The sequence below is a fragment of the Mycobacterium adipatum genome (genome assembly GCF_001644575.1).
GTDB classification, from domain to species: domain Bacteria; phylum Actinomycetota; class Actinomycetes; order Mycobacteriales; family Mycobacteriaceae; genus Mycobacterium; species Mycobacterium adipatum.
The window spans coordinates 3,454,416-3,472,372 of sequence record NZ_CP015596.1; the positions used below are offsets into that span (position 1 = coordinate 3,454,416).

Annotated in this window: 17 protein-coding genes and 1 pseudogene; 10 read left to right on the forward strand and 8 right to left on the reverse strand. The window is 66.5% G+C overall.

What is annotated here, in order from left to right; translation table 11 throughout:
* Positions 1-2: 2 nt before the first annotated feature.
* The gene (locus A7U43_RS16370; protein ID WP_082902173.1) at positions 3-1,562 is read right to left on the reverse strand and encodes a hypothetical protein; all 1,560 of its coding nucleotides are present in this window, start codon (positions 1,560-1,562) and stop codon (positions 3-5) included.
* A 28-nt stretch (positions 1,563-1,590) separates the two neighbouring features.
* A complete protein-coding gene (locus A7U43_RS16375) occupies positions 1,591-2,058 on the reverse strand; it encodes a winged helix-turn-helix transcriptional regulator (RefSeq protein WP_068002885.1) in 468 nt (155 codons plus the stop codon).
* Between the two features lie 95 nt (positions 2,059-2,153).
* Here A7U43_RS16375 and A7U43_RS16380 point away from each other — a divergent pair, with 95 nt between their 5' ends.
* The 6 genes from A7U43_RS16380 to A7U43_RS16405 all read left to right on the forward strand — a co-directional run bounded on the left by A7U43_RS16380 (position 2,154) and on the right by A7U43_RS16405 (position 7,951).
* Entirely contained in the window at positions 2,154-2,855 is a 702-nt protein-coding gene (locus A7U43_RS16380) for an SDR family oxidoreductase (protein ID WP_068002888.1), read from the forward strand.
* Positions 2,856-2,880: 25 nt separating this feature from the next.
* Positions 2,881-3,306 carry a tautomerase family protein gene (locus tag A7U43_RS16385; protein ID WP_067997281.1) on the forward strand — a complete coding sequence of 142 codons (426 nt, stop codon included), beginning with the start codon at positions 2,881-2,883 and terminating at the stop codon, positions 3,304-3,306.
* Between the two features lie 66 nt (positions 3,307-3,372).
* Positions 3,373-4,689: an alkaline phosphatase gene (locus tag A7U43_RS16390; RefSeq protein ID WP_067997284.1), complete on the forward strand. Its 1,317-nt coding sequence runs from the start codon at positions 3,373-3,375 to the stop codon at positions 4,687-4,689.
* Positions 4,690-4,729: 40 nt separating this feature from the next.
* Entirely contained in the window at positions 4,730-5,356 is a 627-nt protein-coding gene (locus A7U43_RS16395) for a hypothetical protein (RefSeq protein ID WP_067997286.1), read from the forward strand.
* Entirely contained in the window at positions 5,343-6,827 is a 1,485-nt protein-coding gene (locus A7U43_RS16400) for an adenylate/guanylate cyclase domain-containing protein (RefSeq protein ID WP_067997287.1), read from the forward strand. The genes A7U43_RS16395 and A7U43_RS16400 overlap by 14 nt, the downstream gene beginning before the upstream one ends.
* Entirely contained in the window at positions 6,827-7,951 is a 1,125-nt protein-coding gene (locus A7U43_RS16405; protein WP_068002892.1) for an epoxide hydrolase family protein, read from the forward strand. Before A7U43_RS16400 ends, A7U43_RS16405 begins: the two co-directional genes overlap by 1 nt.
* Here the strand turns inward: A7U43_RS16405 and A7U43_RS16410 are convergent.
* The gene (locus A7U43_RS16410) at positions 7,923-9,365 is read right to left on the reverse strand and encodes a purine-cytosine permease family protein (RefSeq protein WP_067997291.1); all 1,443 of its coding nucleotides are present in this window, start codon (positions 9,363-9,365) and stop codon (positions 7,923-7,925) included. The two genes, A7U43_RS16405 and A7U43_RS16410, sit on opposite strands and share 29 nt — an antisense overlap.
* A 385-nt stretch (positions 9,366-9,750) precedes the next feature.
* On the opposite strand from A7U43_RS16410, the gene A7U43_RS16415 reads away from it, so the two are divergent.
* From A7U43_RS16415 to A7U43_RS16430, 4 genes are read left to right on the forward strand one after another with little or no spacing between them, the layout of a single operon-like run.
* On the forward strand, positions 9,751-10,791 hold the full coding sequence (locus A7U43_RS16415) for an ABC transporter ATP-binding protein (protein ID WP_231963693.1): 1,041 nt from the start codon (positions 9,751-9,753) through the stop codon (positions 10,789-10,791).
* A gap of 41 nt (positions 10,792-10,832) precedes the next feature.
* Complete coding sequence (locus A7U43_RS16420) at positions 10,833-12,023, forward strand: polyamine ABC transporter substrate-binding protein (RefSeq protein ID WP_067997293.1); 1,191 nt, start codon at positions 10,833-10,835, stop codon at positions 12,021-12,023.
* A gap of 31 nt (positions 12,024-12,054) precedes the next feature.
* Positions 12,055-12,930 carry an ABC transporter permease gene (locus tag A7U43_RS16425; protein ID WP_067997296.1) on the forward strand — a complete coding sequence of 292 codons (876 nt, stop codon included), beginning with the start codon at positions 12,055-12,057 and terminating at the stop codon, positions 12,928-12,930.
* Complete coding sequence (locus tag A7U43_RS16430; protein ID WP_067997298.1) at positions 12,927-13,760, forward strand: ABC transporter permease; 834 nt, start codon at positions 12,927-12,929, stop codon at positions 13,758-13,760. The genes A7U43_RS16425 and A7U43_RS16430 overlap by 4 nt, the downstream gene beginning before the upstream one ends.
* Before the next feature lie 2 nt (positions 13,761-13,762).
* Here A7U43_RS16430 and A7U43_RS16435 read toward each other — a convergent pair whose 3' ends face one another.
* From A7U43_RS16435 to A7U43_RS16455, 5 genes and pseudogenes are all read right to left on the reverse strand, one after another.
* Complete coding sequence (locus tag A7U43_RS16435) at positions 13,763-14,113, reverse strand: PNPOx family protein (RefSeq protein WP_067997301.1); 351 nt, start codon at positions 14,111-14,113, stop codon at positions 13,763-13,765.
* A 9-nt stretch (positions 14,114-14,122) separates the two neighbouring features.
* Entirely contained in the window at positions 14,123-15,001 is an 879-nt protein-coding gene (locus A7U43_RS16440) for an EamA family transporter (protein ID WP_067997305.1), read from the reverse strand.
* A 59-nt stretch (positions 15,002-15,060) separates the two neighbouring features.
* Complete coding sequence (locus A7U43_RS16445; protein ID WP_067997308.1) at positions 15,061-15,873, reverse strand: acyl-CoA thioesterase domain-containing protein; 813 nt, start codon at positions 15,871-15,873, stop codon at positions 15,061-15,063.
* Between the two features lie 62 nt (positions 15,874-15,935).
* Positions 15,936-16,626, reverse strand: a pseudogene (locus tag A7U43_RS16450) (response regulator transcription factor).
* On the reverse strand, positions 16,623-17,840 hold the full coding sequence (locus A7U43_RS16455; protein ID WP_067997310.1) for a sensor histidine kinase: 1,218 nt from the start codon (positions 17,838-17,840) through the stop codon (positions 16,623-16,625). The pseudogene A7U43_RS16450 and the gene A7U43_RS16455 overlap by 4 nt, the downstream one beginning before the upstream one ends.
* Between the last annotated feature and the right edge of the window lie 117 nt (positions 17,841-17,957).

Below are 17,957 nucleotides of genomic sequence, written 5' to 3' on the forward strand. Positions count from 1 at the left end.
AGTCACCATCGGCAGTAGTTGGGGTTTCCCGGCTGGATGTAGCGGAAGTCCAACAGGTACATCTGCGCGTCGAGCGCGTCGGCGCGCCACATCGGATCGGTGACGATGTCATCGGTGGTGTAGCTGTACCCGTTGTGGGCGTAGGTCATCGGCACCCGGTAACCGGCCCGGCTCCAGGCATGTATCCACTTGCGGAACTCCACGACGGGCAGCGCATAGCCCCGGGGGGAGCCGTCGTAGTGGTAGATGACATCGCCGTAGCGATCATCGATATCGAGGATCCACACCACGTCTTCCTGGTAGTTCCACATCTTGATCGGATTGCCGCCCAGCAGCAGGTGATTGGAGGACGCACCTTCGGTGCGCAGGTTGCTGAACATGGAGAAGTTACCCGCAGTGCGCAGCCCCAGATACGGCGTCAAACCGATGAACAGCAACACGATCGGGAAGACGTAGAGCCATGCCGGCATCGCCCTGTCCACGATGTGCACGCCGTCCCAGCGTGGACGCTGCCCACCCGAAAAAACCGTCACCAGCAGCGGCCAGATCGCGATGATGACGGCCGCATCAAAGGCCAGTCCGGTGAGCAGTGCCGGCTCGGGTATCCGGTGAATGTGCGTACTCCACCCACACAGCAGCGCGATGGCGAAACAGATGCCCGCGTACACATGGAGGCGGCGCCCGGTCAACTGCCGGACGTAGCTCGTGGGCACGAAGGTGAACAGCAGCGCCGCGGCCAGCGCCCCGAAGTCGACGAACCCGATCAACGCCAGCGCGGCGTGCATGAGCAACGAGAACGCGATGATGGCTGCCTGCAACCGCGGAACGACCAACAGCAGGCCGCCGCCGAGCTCCCAGGCGATCACCGACACGGCCGCGATGAGCCCGATCGCCGAAGCGTACGGTCCCGGCCCGACGAGCACGAGCAGCACCCCCGCGAGGCCCGCGGCAGCGGCGCCGACCACGACGGCGGTGAACGTCCGGTTGCCTGGGCTGCCGAATCGTCCCCGGCGGAGCAGGCGGTAACCGAGACACGCCGCGGTAACCGCGACCGGCACGACCAGCGGTACCCCGAGGAACCGGGTGTGCATGGCGTCGATGATCGATGCGAGCATCCCCGCCGCGCACGATGCGGCCGGATCCAAGAAGTCCGAATTGAGCTTGTCGAACCCGGCGATCACGTAGACGAGGATGAGGCCGATGCGCAGGACCGGAAGCAGCGCGGCGTAATCGTGATCGGGTGACTCGTGCCCCCGGATCAGCGAGTACGCCATCACCGAGATCATCGCCACATTCAGGCAGAGCAGCAGGTTGACGTGATTGGCGACGTCCGGGAATCGGAAGACCAGAAAGTACGTCGTCGACGCGACCAGCAGCGCCAAGAACTTCGCCCGGGTCATTCCGGTGATGACCGCGGCCGCGGCGGCCAGGACGAAGCCGCCGGTGAACCACGGGTCGATCCACTGCTCGCCCAACTCCAGCACGATCGCGAGGGTGTAGAGCAGCGCGAAGATCGGGAACGAACTGAGCGCGGGACGGTCCCCGTCGGTCACCTGCGCCACGATCGCAGCTTAGCCGCGCCGGTCCGTCTCACCTGTTGTAGCGGATCTCCAGGTCGCTCGACTGCACGGCGGGAACGGCGGCATCGGCGGTGACGCGCACCTGTACCCGCCTGCCCTGCGAGTCGAGGAAGGACAGCGGCGGCCGCCCGTCCTGCAGGTGCATATCACCCCACTGGATCAGCGACAGGAACACCGGAAGCAGATCCTCCCCGGCCTGGGTCAGGCGGTACTCGTCGCGCACCCGTCGTCCGGGCTCGCGGTAGGGCACCCGCTCGACCACGCCCGCCGACTCCAGTTGTTTGAGTGCGCGCGACACCGCCGGTGCGGACGTGCCGATGCGCTCCACGAAGTCCTCGAATCGTGTCGTGCCGTAGAAGCACTCGCGAACAGTGAGGAATGCGGTCTTGGTGCTCAGCAGGTTCAGGACCTTGGCCGCCGAGCAGCGGTCCCCGATCGTCCAGGACGCACGATCTTGGAGCCGGGGCTCGAGTGTCATCGCCATCACCCGAGTGTAACTAACGCTTGCATTAGTCAGCTAGGCGTGCTTGTGTATGGGTAACGTAATCGTTACTCAGCAAGATGGAGGCAGACATGGTTGCAGTGCGCGGCAAAACGGTGTTGGTGACGGGTGGCCGGCGCGGACTCGGCTCGGCGCTGGTCGACGAGATGCTCGCCCGGGGTGCGGTCAAGGTGTATTCGACTGCTCGCGAGAGCTATTCGGACAACCGGGAGCGGGTGATCAGCCTCCCGCTGGAGGTCCGCGACGAGCAGTCCGTTGCCGCACTGGCCGACAGCGCGTCCGACGTCGACATCGTCATCAACAACGCCGGCGTGCTGCTGCCGGGTTCGCTGCTGACCGGCGATTTCGACGAGATCATAGCGACCTTCGACATCAACGCGTTCGGCCCGCTGCGAGTCACCCGCGCGCTGGCCCCGATACTGGCCGGCAACGGCGGCGGTGCCCTGGTGAACGTGCACTCGGTGCTGTCCTGGCTGGGCGGCAGCGGAGCCTATGGGGCATCCAAAGCCGCCATCTGGTCGCTGACCAACTCGTTGCGCGCCGAATTGAGCGCCCAGGGCACCCAGGTGCTGGGGGTGCACGCCGGCTTCATCGACACCGACATGGTGTCGGCCATCGGGTTACCCAAAACGGCGCCGGCCGAGGTTGCCGCGCGCGTGATCGACGCACTGGAGGCCGGTGCGCACGAAGTTCTCGTCGACGACATCACCGCAGCGGTGAAGGCCAAACTGTCCGGCCCCGTGGAAGATCTCGTCTTCGACCTCGCACACTGACCGCACCCACAGGAAGGCGGAAGCCATGCCGCTCTGGACCATTCACCACACACCCGGGATTTTCTCCGATGCCGAGAAGCGCGACCTCGCCGCGCGGATCACCGATCACTACGAGACGATCGGGCTACCACGCTTCTACGTGGTCACCATCTTCACCGAGACGACGCCGACGAATCTGTATGTGGGCGGCGAACCCACCCCGGCCGGGGTGCGGGTCGTCATCGAACACATCGCCCGCAGCAGCGTGGACACCGCGGGCAGACAACGCACCACACGCTGGATCAAGTCGATCCTGGAGCCCCACCTCGCCCGCCACGATGGACTGCACTGGGAGTTCCACGTCGACGAGACGAGCGAGGAGCTGTGGATGATCAACGGTCTCGTCCCGCCCCCTGCCGGGTCGGAGGCCGAACGCGAATGGGTCCGGTCCAACGCGGCATCGGCATACTGAGAACTGTTCGCCGGGCGTTCACCCTGCGGTGCAGCGGCGGCTTTGCGTCGCTGCAAGGGTCCTGGCATGCCCGCCACCCACCCCGCCCTACCGCTGCTCGCACTCGTCGCCGCCGGCGCCCTCGCGCTGAGCTCCTGCGGCGACTCGGCCTCCGAATCCGTGGCGCTGCCGCAGCATCCCAGCGTCATCATCCTCAGCGGAGACGGAATGGGATCACAGCAGCGCACCGCGATCCAGTACCACACCTACGGGCTCGACGAGCGCCAGCCGATGGACGCGCTGCCCGTCGCGGGCATGCTCGACACCATTCCGGGCGATCCCGAGTACGCGGTCAGCGATTCGGCCGCGGGTGCCACCGCATGGGCCGTGGGCAAGAAGGTCCCCAACGGCACCACCGGGCTGGGGCCCGACGGAGAATCCGTGCCGACGCTGCTCGACCTGGCCAAGCAGCGCGGCATGTCCACGGGCCTGGTCAACGACCACGACGTCACCAATGCCACGCTCGCGGCCTTCGGTGCGCCGGTTCCCGACCGGGACCTCAAGGTGGAGATCGCCGAGGGATACCTGGACCGCGGTGTCGATGTGCTGTTCGGCGGTGGCGAAAAGTACTGGTACCCAAAGGGTGACGCCGGCAGGATCCCGGACGAGGGTGACGACGATGCCAGCGAAGGTAGCGCGAACCTGGTGCAGCGCGCCGAGGAACTCGGCTACGGCTACGCCTATGACCGCGATACCTTCGACGCGCTGACCGGGCCCAAGGCACTGGCACTGGTGCAGGACAGCGCCAAGCGGCGTTCCAACGAGATCGAGGGCTACGACTACCACAGCGACCCGCACTACGTGGCGCCGGAGAAACTGGTGGCCAAGGCGCTGGATATCCTGGGCCGCAACGAGAACGGCTTCTTCCTCGTCATCGAGAGCGACGACCTGGATTCCGACGGCCACGAGCACGACGCCCAGAACATGATGCTGGCCGGCGAATCCATGAACGCGATGGTCCAGGTGATCACCGAATACCAGAAAGAGCACCCCGATGTGCTGCTGATCGTCACCGCCGACCATGAGACCGGCGGCATGGCGATCGAGAACGTGCTCGACGACGACGAGCCCGAACCCAACAGCGATCAGGTCGCCGACGACCCGGTGCCCTACTGGGCCGAAACGCCGGAGAACATGCCTCTGCCGGACGGCGGCGTGCCCAAACGCAGCGGTCCGTTCACCATCAAGGGCACCGACCGTCAGTTCAAGGTGGACTGGACGACCGCCGAGCACACCGGAACCATGGTGCCGGTGACCGCCGCCGGTCCGCTGGCCGAACGGTTCACCGGCGTGCACCACAACACGCACGTCTACGACGTGATCACCGAGCTGTTCGGCAACTGACCTACCCGGCGCGGACCGCACCCTCGATTACGCTGACCCGATGGCCCGTCCCATCGATCGTGCGGCCCGGTTCATTCTCGGTGCCGGTTGCCTGGTTCTGCTGGCGGCCGGCTGCGGCTCCCCCACGGTCGTCAACACCGGCGAACCGTGGACACCTGTCGAAACCTCCTCACCCCCACCGGGGTTGCCGGAGCACCGCACCAATGAGCAGCTGGCCGATGCCTCGGAGTTCTACTTACCGGCCGAGACACCGAAGGTGTACCGCTTCGTCACCCCGAGCGGGCGCTGGCAGTGCGAGATCGTGCCGCACGCCTCGGCGGGCTGCCGGGCCGTGACAGCGTCGCGGTTGCCCATCAGCGGGGCGCCGACATCGGTGCCGGGACCCGACGGGGAACCGAGGACGCCCGACACGATCCTCATCGACCGGGTATCCGATGTGCGGTTCGTCGCGATCGCCGCCGACGAAAACGCGACAGGCACCGACTCCGACACCGACACCGACACCCCGATCGTCACCCTGCCGTTCGGCACGGTGCTGCAGGTCGCCGGATTCCGGTGCAATGTCCAGGAAGCGACCGGAGTGTCCTGCGGCAGCGAATCCAGCGGCAAGGGATTTACCTTCTCGGCCGACGGCTACACCGCGGTCTACACCGATGTCGCTCACTAGAGCGGCCCGCTTCACGGCCGGCCTCGTCTTCGCCCACCTGCTCACCTCGGCCGAGGTGGTGATCGTCCTGGTGTCGCTGGGCAGCCAGAACCGCACGGCCGCGGAGTCGCTGCTCCCCAAGGCCGACCTGGGAGCGTTGCTGGTGGTGGTCCTGGCGGGCACGGTGCTCGCCGCGATCGGCGGATACCGCATCATTGCGCCCTCGCTGCGGTGGTTCGACGCCGGAGTCGAGCCCGATGCCCGCCAGCGCCGGGCGACGATCAACATCATCCGGCGCCAGTCCGTCCTGCTGATGGCGATCTGGTTGCTCAGCGGGACGATCTTCATCATCACCAATGGTGTGACCGGCTGGATTCCGGTGCTGCTGATCGAGGTGTCGGTGCTCTTCGGTGGCATCTCCACCGCCAGCAGCAGCCTGCTGTTCACGCAGCGCGTCACCCGTCCCCTGGTGGCCGCGGCGTCACGGGATTTCGAGGGCCGCGTGACCGCCCCGGGTGTGCAGGCACGACTAATTCTGATGTGGACGCTCACCACCGCCTTGCCGAGCCTCACCATCGCGCTCATGGTCGTGTTCCGGGCCAACGGCTGGCTGATCCCGCAAACGGCCTCGGTCGACGTTCCGGTGGTGCTGCTCTCCCTGGTATCGGTGTTCCTCGGTTTGCGCACCCTGATGTTGGTTTCCATCTCCATCTCCGATCCGTTGCGCGAGATCATCGATGCGATGGCCGATGTCGAGCAGGGCCGGATAGGCCACCAGGTCGACGTGTACGAGCGCTCCGAAATCGGCCGCCTGCAAAGCGGATTCAACCGTATGGTGACGGGCCTGCAGGAACGCGACCGGCTGCGCGACCTGTTCGGCCGCCACGTCGGACCCGACGTGGTGAGCATGGCCATCGAGACCGGCGTCGTCACCGACGACGTGCTGTCGGGCGAGGTGCGCGAGGTGGCGGTGCTGTTCGTCGATGTCACGGCGTCCACTGGGTTGGCGTTGACCCGGTCTCCCGCCGACGTCGCCGACGTATTCAACGATTTCTTCCGCATCGTGGTGGCGGCCGTCGATGCGCACAACGGGATGATCAACAAGTTCCAAGGTGACGCCGCGCTGGCGGTATTCGGCGCGCCGATCGTCTCGGAGGCGGCGGCCGCGTCCGCGCTGGCGGCGGCCCGCACCCTGGGCGCCGCCCTCGGGCGCCAGGAACTGGATTACGGCATCGGTGTCTCGGCGGGGCCGGTGTTCGCGGGCAATATCGGCGCCGAGAACCGCTACGAATACACGGTGATCGGCGACCCGGTCAATGAAGCGGCGCGGCTGGCCGACCTGGCCAAGACCCTCGCGGGGCGCATCGCGTGTTCGGGTGCCGCGGTGCAGCGGGCCGGCGCCGAGAGGGAACACTGGGACCGACACGGTGCGGTGACCCTGCGCGGGCGTTCCGAGCCGACCGATGTGCACGTGCCACGATGGTCACCATGATTGTGCCCTTCCGCATCGCCGCGACCGCCGATCAGGTGGACGACCTCAAGCGCAGGCTGGCCCACACCCGTTGGCCCGAGCCCGAATGCGTCGACGACTGGAGCCAAGGCATCCCGCTGGCCTACACGCAGGAGCTCGCCGCCTATTGGGCCGACGGCTACGACTGGCGCGCGCGGGAAGAGGGGCTAAATCGTTTCCCCCACTTCGTCACCGAGATAGACGACCTGGACATCCATTTCATTCACCAGCGATCCCCACACGAGGGCGCGTTCCCCTTGATCATCACTCACGGCTGGCCGGGATCGATCGTGGAGTTCGCCAAGATCATCGGCCCGTTGACCGATCCCACCGCACACGGTGGGCGCGCCGAGGATGCGTTCCATGTGGTCTGCCCGTCGCTGCCGGGCTACGGCTTCTCCGGCAAGCCTGCTCGCACCGGGTGGGGCATCGAGCGGATCGCCACGGCCTGGGACACCCTGATGGGACGGTTGGGCTACCAGCGTTACGGCGCCCAGGGCGGTGACTGGGGTGCGGCCGTCACCACCCAGATCGGACGAAACGGCTACGGCTGCGCCGCAATTCACACCAATATGCCGATCGGGCAACCTACTGCCGAGAGCCTGCAGAACCCCACCGATGACGACCAGCGGGCCTTCGCGGCGATGAAGCACTATCGGAAATGGGAATCGGGTTACTCCAAGCAACAGTCCACTCGGCCGCAGACGCTGGGCTACGGACTGGTCGATTCGCCGGTGGCCCAGCTGGCGTGGATCGTCGAGAAGTTCTGGTCCTGGAGTGACTGTGACGGGCACCCGGAGAACGTGTTCAGCCGCGACGAACTCCTGGACAACGTGATGCTGTACTGGCTGACCGGGGCCGGGGCGTCGTCGGCGCGGCTGTACTGGGAGAGCTTTGCGGCGTTCGGTCAGCGTGCACCGGTGTCATTGCCCACCGGTGTCGCCGATTTCCCCAAGGAGATCCTGCGCTCGCCACGGTCGTGGTGCGAACCGCACTACAACATCACTCGGTGGACCACCATGCCGCGCGGGGGTCACTTCGCCGCGTTCGAACAACCCGAACTGCTCGTCGAAGATGTCAGGGCGTTTTTCGCGACGGTGCGGTGACTCGGCGGGCAGGAGCGGAGCGACCGGGGGATGTGACAAGCCGGTAGCCACCGTAAAGAAGTGCCGCGACAAAAAAGTTCACGAAGTATGCGATGTCGGCACCATGCCATGCGACGGCAACCGGACCCTTGATCAGCGTGGTGTTCATGAACGGCATCGCCGCGGCGTAGGACACCACGAACACCACGAGCGCGGCCATGGCGTGGCGGCGTTCGGTGATCGCAGCGGCCACATCGACGAGCGGCCCCGCACCGCGGGTGCGCAGCACCCAGTCGATGCCGATGATGGCCACGAAGGCCGGGATCCAGTAACCGATCAGCAGTAGTACATCGAGGAACCGCGTGGAGGTGTCGGCGCCGTCCAGCCAGAGGATGAGGAAGAACGCCAGAACAGTGACCACGACCGCGGACACCGGCCGCCGCAGCCGCACGCCCAACGTCTGAAGGGCAAGCGAACCGCTGTAGTCGTTCATGACGCCCGAGCCCACCGAGGCCAGCGCAATGATCAACAGCGCCAGCGCACCCAGCGCGCCCCCACCCATCACATCGCGCACCCCCTCGGCGGTGTGCGCACCGATGACCTGGGCGCCGGCGATTCCGATGCCCTGCACAAAAATGTACGCAAGGACCATTCCGCCGAAGGTGTAGCCGAACACCCGAACCTTCGACGAATCGACCGGCAGGTAGCGGCTGAAGTCCGCGGCATAGCTGGCCCACGAGATCGTCAGGCTGAGTGCGATCGTCACCTCGAGCACGAACGCGCCCACGAGGTCGGCGCCGCTCAGCGTCGCCGGGGTGATGACATCGTGGCCCTCGACGAGTTTGACCGCGAACACCACGAAGGTCGCGAACAGCACCACCGTCAGTACCGCCTGCAGCCGGTGGATGAGTTCATAGCCCACGAATCCGACCGCGCCCTGCACGCCCAGCACGATCAGCACGGCGACCCAGAACGGGATGCCGAGCAACAATGCCAGCGCCTGCCCGCCGAAGAGGCCGACGAGAGCGTCCCAGGCGATCGAGGACAACCACTGCAGCGCGGCAGGCAGGGCCACCCCGGGACCGAAGGCCATTCTCGCCGTCGGCAGCTGCGCGGTGCCGGTGCGTGGGCCCCAGGTGGACAGCCAGGCCACCACCAACCCGCCCAGCACGGTGCCGATCGCCATGGCCAACAGCCCCAACCAGAAGCCGAGGCCCAACAGGATGGCCAGGGTGCCGGTGAAGACGCCGGTCATGTTGACCTGCGGCGCGAACCACACGGTGAACAGCCGGCCGGGGGTTCCGTAGCGGCGATCCGCGGCGACGGGCGCAATGCCGTGGGTCTCGACGGACAGGTCACCGGATCCGCTCGGAGACTTTCCACTGAAAGTCGGCGAGTTCAGTGCCCGAGAGCTGCTTGTCGCGCTGCTGGTCATGGGAGTATTCGATCACGTCGCCCCGGTCCGCCCGGGCCCCCGCCTCCGATGGTGGTGCGTGCCACCACATCGGCGCAGCGGATTCTGCCCCCGATGCCGGGAACAAGCTATGGATTCCATTGTCGAAATGTAAATTCGTTGCGGAATCGCTTGCGAAGGGCTTGGTGATCGGCAATTGTTGATCACGACCACCGCACTGCCCGAGGGAGGCTTCGCCCTGACCGGTACACATGCCACCGCCGCCGACCAGACCGTCGGCGATGACGGGACGACCCTGCGCAAGGGCGAACCCGTCATCGAGATCGACCACGTCGTGAAACGTTTCGACGACTACGTCGCCGTGGCCGACGCCGACTTCACCATCGCCGCGGGCGAGTTCTTCTCCATGCTGGGACCCTCGGGTTGCGGCAAGACCACCACGCTGCGGATGATCGCCGGGTTCGAGACGCCGACCGCGGGCGCGATCCGCCTGCAGGGTGTCGACGTGTCGAAGGTCCCCCCGCACAAGCGCAACGTCAACACCGTCTTCCAGCATTACGCGCTGTTCCCACACATGACCGTGTGGGACAACATCGCCTACGGCCCGCGCAGCATGAAGATCGACAAGACGAAAGGCAAAGGGGAGGTCAAGCGCCGCGTCGACGAGATCATCGAGATCGTCAAGCTCTCCGACTTCGCCAAGCGCAAACCCGGACAGCTCTCCGGCGGCCAGCAGCAGCGCGTCGCACTGGCCCGCGCCCTGGTCAACTACCCCAGCGCGTTGCTTCTCGACGAACCGCTCGGGGCGCTGGACCTGAAACTGCGCCACGCCATGCAGTTCGAGCTCAAACGCATCCAGCGCGAGGTCGGCATCACCTTCATCTACGTCACCCACGACCAGGAAGAGGCGCTGACGATGAGTGACCGCATCGCGGTCATGAACGCCGGCAACGTCGAGCAGATCGGTACCCCGGCCGATATCTACGATCGTCCGGCCACGGTGTTCGTCGCGGGCTTCATCGGGCAGGCCAATCTGTGGGCCGGTCGGCAGACCGGCCGCGCCAACCGGGATTTCGTCGAGATCGACGTACTCGGCACCACACTGAAGTCCCGGCCCGGCGAGACCACGATCGAGCCCGGCGGGCAGGCCACACTGATGATCCGCCCCGAGCGGGTTCAGGTCTCCACCGAACAGCCCACCGGTGATGTCGCCGTGGTCCGGGCAACCGTGCGGGACCTCACCTTCCAGGGTCCGGTGGTGCGGCTGTCGGTCGCGGCGCCGGACGACTCGACGGTGGTCGCCCATGTCGGACCCGAACAGAACCTGCCGCTGCTGCGCCCGGGTGACGAGGTCTACGTCAGCTGGTCCCCCGAGGCCTCGCTGGTGCTGCCGGCCGCCGACATCCCCACCACCGAAGATCTCGAAGAAATGCTCGACGAGTCCTGACCTCTACGCGTTCGCTCCGCTCCCCTCACGAAAGGCATCGCATGTCCAACGAGATCGATCCCCGACTGCTGTCCCGCCTGGCTGCCAACCGCACCAGCCGGCGACGGTTCCTCGGCGGCAGCGCCGCCGCCGGTGCGGCAGCGATCCTGGGCTCGTCTTTCCTGGCCGCATGTGGATCCGATAGCAGCAGCTCCTCCGGTTCGTCGAGCACCCAGGATTCCGGCGGCCCGGCCAGCGGCACCCTGCGCGTATCCAACTGGCCGCTCTACATGGCCGACGGTTTCATCGCCGCGTTCCAGACGGCATCCGGGATCACCGTCGACTACAAAGAGGACTACAACGACAACGAGCAGTGGTTCGCCAAGGTCAAGGAGCCGCTGTCGCGCAAGCAGGACATCGGCGCGGACCTGGTGGTCCCCACCGAGTTCATGGCCGCTCGTGTCAAGGGTTTGGGCTGGCTCAACGAGATCAGCGAGGCCGGTGTGCCCAACCGCAAGAATCTGCGGCAGGACCTGTTGGACTCGAAGGTCGACGAAGGTCGTAAGTACACGGCTCCGTACATGACCGGCATGGTCGGTCTGGCCTACAACAGGGCCGCCACCGGACGCGATATCACCACCATCGACGATCTGTGGGATCCCGCATTCAAGGGCCGGGTCAGCCTGTTCTCCGACGTCCAGGACGGCCTCGGCATGATCATGCTCTCCCAGGGCAACTCGCCGGAGAACCCGACGACCGAATCCATCACCAAGGCCGTGGACCTGGTCCGCGAGCAGAAGGACAAGGGCCAGATCCGGCGGTTCACCGGCAACGACTACGCCGATGATCTCGCCGCCGGCAATATCGCTGTTGCCCAAGCCTATTCCGGTGACGTCGTACAGCTGCAGGCCGACAACCCCGATTTGCAGTTCATCGTCCCCGAGTCCGGCGGCGACTGGTTCATCGACACCATGGTGATCCCGTACACCACCCAGAACCAGAAGGCCGCCGAGGCGTGGATCGACTACGTCTACGACCGGGCCAACTACGCGAAGTTGGTCGCCTTCACCCAGTACGTGCCGGCGCTCTCGGACATGACCGACGAGCTTGCCAAGATCGACCCGGCATCGGCGGAGAACCCGTTGATCAATCCGCCGGCCGAGATGCAGGCGAAGCTGAAGTCGTGGGCCGCGCTGACCGATGAGCAGACCCTCGAGTTCAACACCCTGTACGCCGCAGTCACCGGCGGCTAGGCCGATGGCACAGCGAATGCAGGGAGCATAAATGGCGGGAGTCGCCACCAGCGGCCGGCAGCGCAGCAAGATCGCGCCCTACCTGATGATCTTGCCCGCCCTGGCGTACCTCGCGGTCTTCTTCGTGGTGCCGTTCTTTTCGCTGGCACGGACCTCGTTGTCCTCATCGGGCGGATCGGTGTACCTACCGACACTGACCTTCGACTGGAACTTCGCGAACTTCGCCGATGCGTTCACCCTGTACAAGGACCCGATCCTGCGGTCGTTCGGCTACGCGGGCGTCGCCACGGTGCTGTGCATGCTGCTGGCGTTCCCGCTGGCCTATGTGATCGCGTTCAAGGCGGGCCGGTTCAAGAACCTGATCCTCGGCCTGGTGATCCTGCCGTTTTTCGTGACGTTCCTGATCCGCACCATCGCCTGGAAGACGATCCTCGCCGATGAGGGGTGGGTGGTCAGCGCACTGGGCAGCGTGGGGCTTCTCCCCGATGAGGGGCGATTGCTGTCGACGAGTTGGGCGGTGATCGGCGGTCTGACCTACAACTGGATCATCTTCATGATCCTGCCGCTGTACGTCAGCCTGGAGAAGATCGATCCCCGCCTGCTGGAGGCGTCGCGGGACCTGTATTCCGGTGGCACCCGCAGTTTCCGGAAGGTGATCTTTCCGCTGGCGTTGCCGGGTCTGCTGGCGGGAAGCCTGCTGGTGTTCATCCCGGCGGTCGGCGACTTCATCAATGCCGACTACCTGGGAAGTACCCAGACCACGATGATCGGCAACGTGATCCAGAAACAGTTCCTGGTGGTCAAGGACTATCCTGCGGCCGCCGCGCTCAGTCTGGGGCTGATGGGTCTGATTCTGGCCGGGGTGCTGATGTACACCCGCGCGCTGGGTACGGAGGACCTCGTATGACCGCCCTCTCGGAACGGCCGACCGCACCGAAAAAGGTTCGGGCTCGGCCGAAATGGGGCGACTATTCGCTCCGTATCGTGGCCGGGCTGGTACTGCTGTACCTGTTCCTGCCGATCTTTGTGATCGTGTTGTTCTCGTTCAACGATCCGGCGGGCAAGTTCAACTACACCTGGCAGGGCTTCACCCTGGACAACTGGGCCGACCCGTTCAAGTACCCGGCGCTCACCGAGGCGCTGAAACTGAGTATCAACATCGCGTTCGTGTCCACCCTGATCGCACTCGTGCTGGGCACGCTGCTGGCCATCGCCCTGGTACGCCAACGTTTCCGCGGCTACCGGGCGGTGGATACGTTCATGATCCTGCCGTTGACCGCGCCCGAGGTCGTGATGGGAGCCTCGCTGCTGACGCTGTTCCTGGATTTCGGTTGGGCGGCAGGCTATACCACCATCCTGATTGCGCACGTCGCCTTCGAGGTCAGCTTCATCGCCATGACGGTCCGGGCGCGGGTGCGCGGATTCGACTGGACGCTGGAGGATGCGTCGATGGACCTGGGCGCCAGCCCGACCCGGACGTTCTTCAAGGTGACCTTGCCACTGATCGTGCCGGGCATCGTGGCGGCGGGCATGCTGTCGTTCGCGCTGTCGCTCGACGACTTCATCGTCACCTATTTCGTCAGCGGATCGACCGTCACCTACCCGCTGTACGTGAACGCGGCTGTCAAAGCCGCGGTGCCGCCGCAGATCAACGTGCTGGCGACGGCGATTCTGGTGGTGAGCCTGCTGCTGTTGGCTGCCGGCACCCTGTATCGGCGCAAAAAAGTCGTCATCTGACATCAGGTCAGATCGACGACCACCCGTACCCGGCCGCGCTCATCGCGGGTGGCGACAGCATGGCCGGTGCGGTCGCTGCCGCGGAAGTTGAGCAACGTGATGGGTGCACCGTCACCGAGGAAGTTGCGCCACCAGCTCTTGGCCTCCGGCGACATCACGGCGATGGTGACCCGGTCGCCATCGAGCCGGTAGTTCACCGGGGTCTGGAAGCTGCGCCCGGATCTGCGCCCGGTGTAGCGGATCTCGACCAGGCTGCGACCAACCAGGTCACCGAGCACTGGCAGATGGGTCAGGCTGACCGCCGCTCGGTTCAGCGCGCGGGCGGCCGGGCTGTCGAAGATTCTGCTGGACATTCCTCGAGGCTAACCGTCCCGCGCCAGATCCACCGCGGCATGAGACTGGTGACGGTCGCCCGATCGGGCCGCGCCGACACCGGCGATGACGACGGCGGCGATGCCGATGACCCCGAGCAGCGCCGGGATCTGATGCAGGATCAGCCACCCCATCACCATCGCAAATGCCGGCTCCAGGCTCATCAACGTCCCGAACGCGGCGGCGGTGAGCCGGCGCAGCGCCAGCAGTTCGAGGACAAAGGGGATGACGGGTAGCAGGAGCGCCAGCCCGATGCCGACCAGCCACAGTTGCGGGGTCATCTGCCCCAGCACGGCGGGTCCGGCTGCGATCGACGCGACGAGGGCCGCCACCGGCATGGACACCGCAAGGCCGCCGAGTCCATGTATCTCGTCGCCGACACGCTGGGTCAGCAGAATGTAGGCCCCCCAACACAGTCCGGCCGCCAGGGCCAAGCCGACGCCGACCGGATCGACCGCACCGGCCCACGGCTCGGTGAGCAGCACCACGCCCAGTGCCGCGAGCCCCGGCCAGATGAACCTGTCACGCCCGTTGCCGTGCAGCACCGCGACGCCGAGCGGTCCGAGAAACTCGAGCGCGCTCGCCGTGCCCAGCGGGATGCGCTCCACCGCCATCATGAACAGCACGGTGATACCGGCGGTGACCACACCCAGCAGCACGGCGGCCAGCAATGACCGCCGGGTGAACGACGACGGACGTGGTCGCACGATGATCACCAGCAGCACGGCCGCCCAGAACAGGCGCAACCAGGCAGCGCCGACGGAGCCGATATCGTCGATCAAACCCACGGCGATGGCGGCGCCCAACTGCACCGAACACATCGCGGCCACGGCCATGAACGCGCCGTTACGTGCCTGCTGTGATGCCACCCCCGCATTCAACGGGGCCCGTGGCCGCACTGTCCACGAGTTTTCGCCCGCGGCAGGAATCAGCGGGTGCGATCAGGGAACGGGTCGTTGCGGAAGTCGATCTGTGCGCCCGGGTTGCTCACGGCCGTGACCATCCCGGTGCCGATGGCACCCGAACCGTCGAACAGTGTCGAGCTGCCCACCGAGATCCCGTCGACGGCCCAGTGCGAGTCGGCCTGCACGCCGATCCACTCGTCACGCGGCAGCCGAGCCAGCGCCACCGTGAGGTCGCCGTTGATATAGCCGACGCCGGCGGTGCCGAGATTGGTGACCAGGCTGGTGCCCTCGGCGGCCACCACGGCGCGCACGAAAGGGGTGTTGCGATGTCCGTCGACGACGTCAATGGTGCGCGTGAGGAAGCGCTTGCGCGAGGCGTTCTGGTGATCGGCGATGGCGCCGCTCCAGCCCGCCTCGTCGCTGCCGATGCCGATGCCGCGGGTCTCGTCGCGCGCGGACGGAGCCTCGAACTCGGTCGAGGACACCCATTCGGTGCCGCGCGGCGGCTCCGACAGCCGGTATTGCACCAGCGTGGCCCGCACCACCGTGACGCCGTCCTGGACGAGTTCGCATTCCGCGTTGCGCACCCGGCGGCCGTCGCGCACCAGGGCCAGTTTGGTGAGGGTGGGAACACCACGCGCCGCCTTGAACAGATCGACGGTGAGCCGCGACGGCAGGAACTCCGGGTCGCCGAAGCTCGTCTCCAAGGCGCGTGCCGCCAGCCCGACCAGCGCGGGGCCGTTCAGATGGTCGGCACCCCAGTGGCTCTGGGCATAGCCGCTGGGCACGAACGTGTCGTGTTCGGTCTGGGTGAAATGGAACGGTCGCGCACTCATCTGCGCATCGTCGCACAGTGACCATTCCGGCCCGGCGGCGCGCTCCTCGAGCGATATGGACGCTACTGGGGCGCGACAATTCCGTGGTCGTAGGCATAGACGATGGCGGCGGCGCGGTCACGCAACCGGAGCTTGTCGAAGATGCGCCCGATGTGGCTCTTCACCGTCACCCCGGGAGATGAACAACGCCTCGGCGATCTCGGCGTTGGTGTGCCCCTTGCCGATCAATGTCAGTACATCCAGTTCGCGCCCGGTCAACTCGCTGACCTGCACATCGGGGCGGCTTTCGGCCGATCTGCGGTACGTGCTGAGGACCCTGGAGGTGACCGCCGGGTCCAGATAGCTGTCACCGTGCGCGACTGCACGGACCGCGCGGATCAGTTCCTCGGCCGAGGAGTCCTTGAGCACGAAACCGGCCGCGCCGGCGCGCAATACCCCCGACAGCAGATCGTCCTCGTTGAAGGTCGTCAATGCCAGCACCGGGGGGCCGCCCGCCTCGGCCAGCCGCCGGGTGGCCTCGATACCGTCGACGCGCTTCATGCGCAGATCCATCACCACCACGTCGACGGCCTGCTCGGCCAGCGCGTCGAGAACCTCGTCACCGTCCGAGCATTCGGCCACCACCACGAATCCGTCCTTGCGGCGCAGGATCCGGCGCAACCCGGAGCGCACCAGGTCCTGGTCATCGACGAGCAGGACCGCGATATCGACCAGTCCCCCGTCGCCGCGCTCTGCCCGGGCCGACACCGTCATCCGCGGCACCCGAACCCGGCTGCAGCGGTGCCGGATTCACCGAGGGGCACCGCGGCGTGCACGGCCCAACCGGTGCCGGTCGGGCCGATATCGATGACACCGCCCAACAATTCGACACGTTGCCGCATGCCGCGCACCCCACGCCCGTCGGCTGCGCCGCGACTCCCGGCCGGCACCGCCACCGGCATCTCGTTCAGCACGGAGAGCTCGGCGCGCGTCGCGGTCACCGCCAGCGTGACCGTTGCGCGGGATTCGGGGGCGTGCTTGGCGATATTGGCCAGTGACTCCTGGGCGATCCGAAACATCGCCAGACCCACCGTCGGGGAGATGCCCGCCGTGGAGCCCTCGGTCCGCACCGTGACGGCGAGCCCCGCGCGGGCGAAATCGTCGGTGAGCCGGCCGATATCGTCGATGCCGGGCTCCGGGGCGATCTTCATCGGCGCCACGTCGAGCAGTCCGACGGTACGCCGGATATCGGCCATCGCCTCCCGGCCCAGCTTCTCGGCGTCCTCGAGCGCGTCGACCGCATCATCGATATCGCGGTCCTCCTGCAGGGCGCGCCGAGCCCCGGTGAGGTGCAGCAGTGTCACCGACAGCGAGTGCGCGATGACATCATGCACCTCACGGGCGATCCGCCGGCGCTCATCGGCGGCGGCGTGCTCGGCCAGCGCTTCCTGCGCCGCGCGCTGGGCGACGATCAGCTGCTGCTGGATGCCGATCAGATAACCCACCAGCCAGCCCATGCCGAGCACACTCAGATACAGCCACACCCCCTCGAGTCGGTGCGCGGCGGCCGCCGCCCCCAGGATGGCGGCCGCCGAGGCCGTGGCCGCCAGCCCCCCGGGCAGTGCCGTCATCGCCGTCACCACACCGACCATGAGCACCAGGATCAGCGGAGCGAAGTCGAACGGGATCGGGGTCGACGTCCCGAACAGGAAGATGGCGGCGGCACCCGACCATGCGCCCCAGATCAGCAGCGGGTTGAACGATGCCCCGGCCGCGAAGAACACGATCAGCGGGCACATCGCGACCACGATGCCCACCGGTACCGCGACCAGGTAGTCCGCGGGCGGGCGCTGCAGCGTCGATATCACCGCGATCAACGCCAGGGCGGTGTCGGTGGTGATGACGAACATCCAGCTCCAGCCAAGAGCGTTGAACTCGCGCTGACGCGCGAAACGCGCTTGGAGGAACTCGGGCACGGCAGCGCGCATCGATCAATCGTAGATCCGGCTGACGGTCCTGACCATCATGCCGGGGGTGGGCGCCCCGTCCTACCCGGGTAGGAGGCGGGTTCGGATGTGGGCACGGCGGTGCGGACATGATGTGTT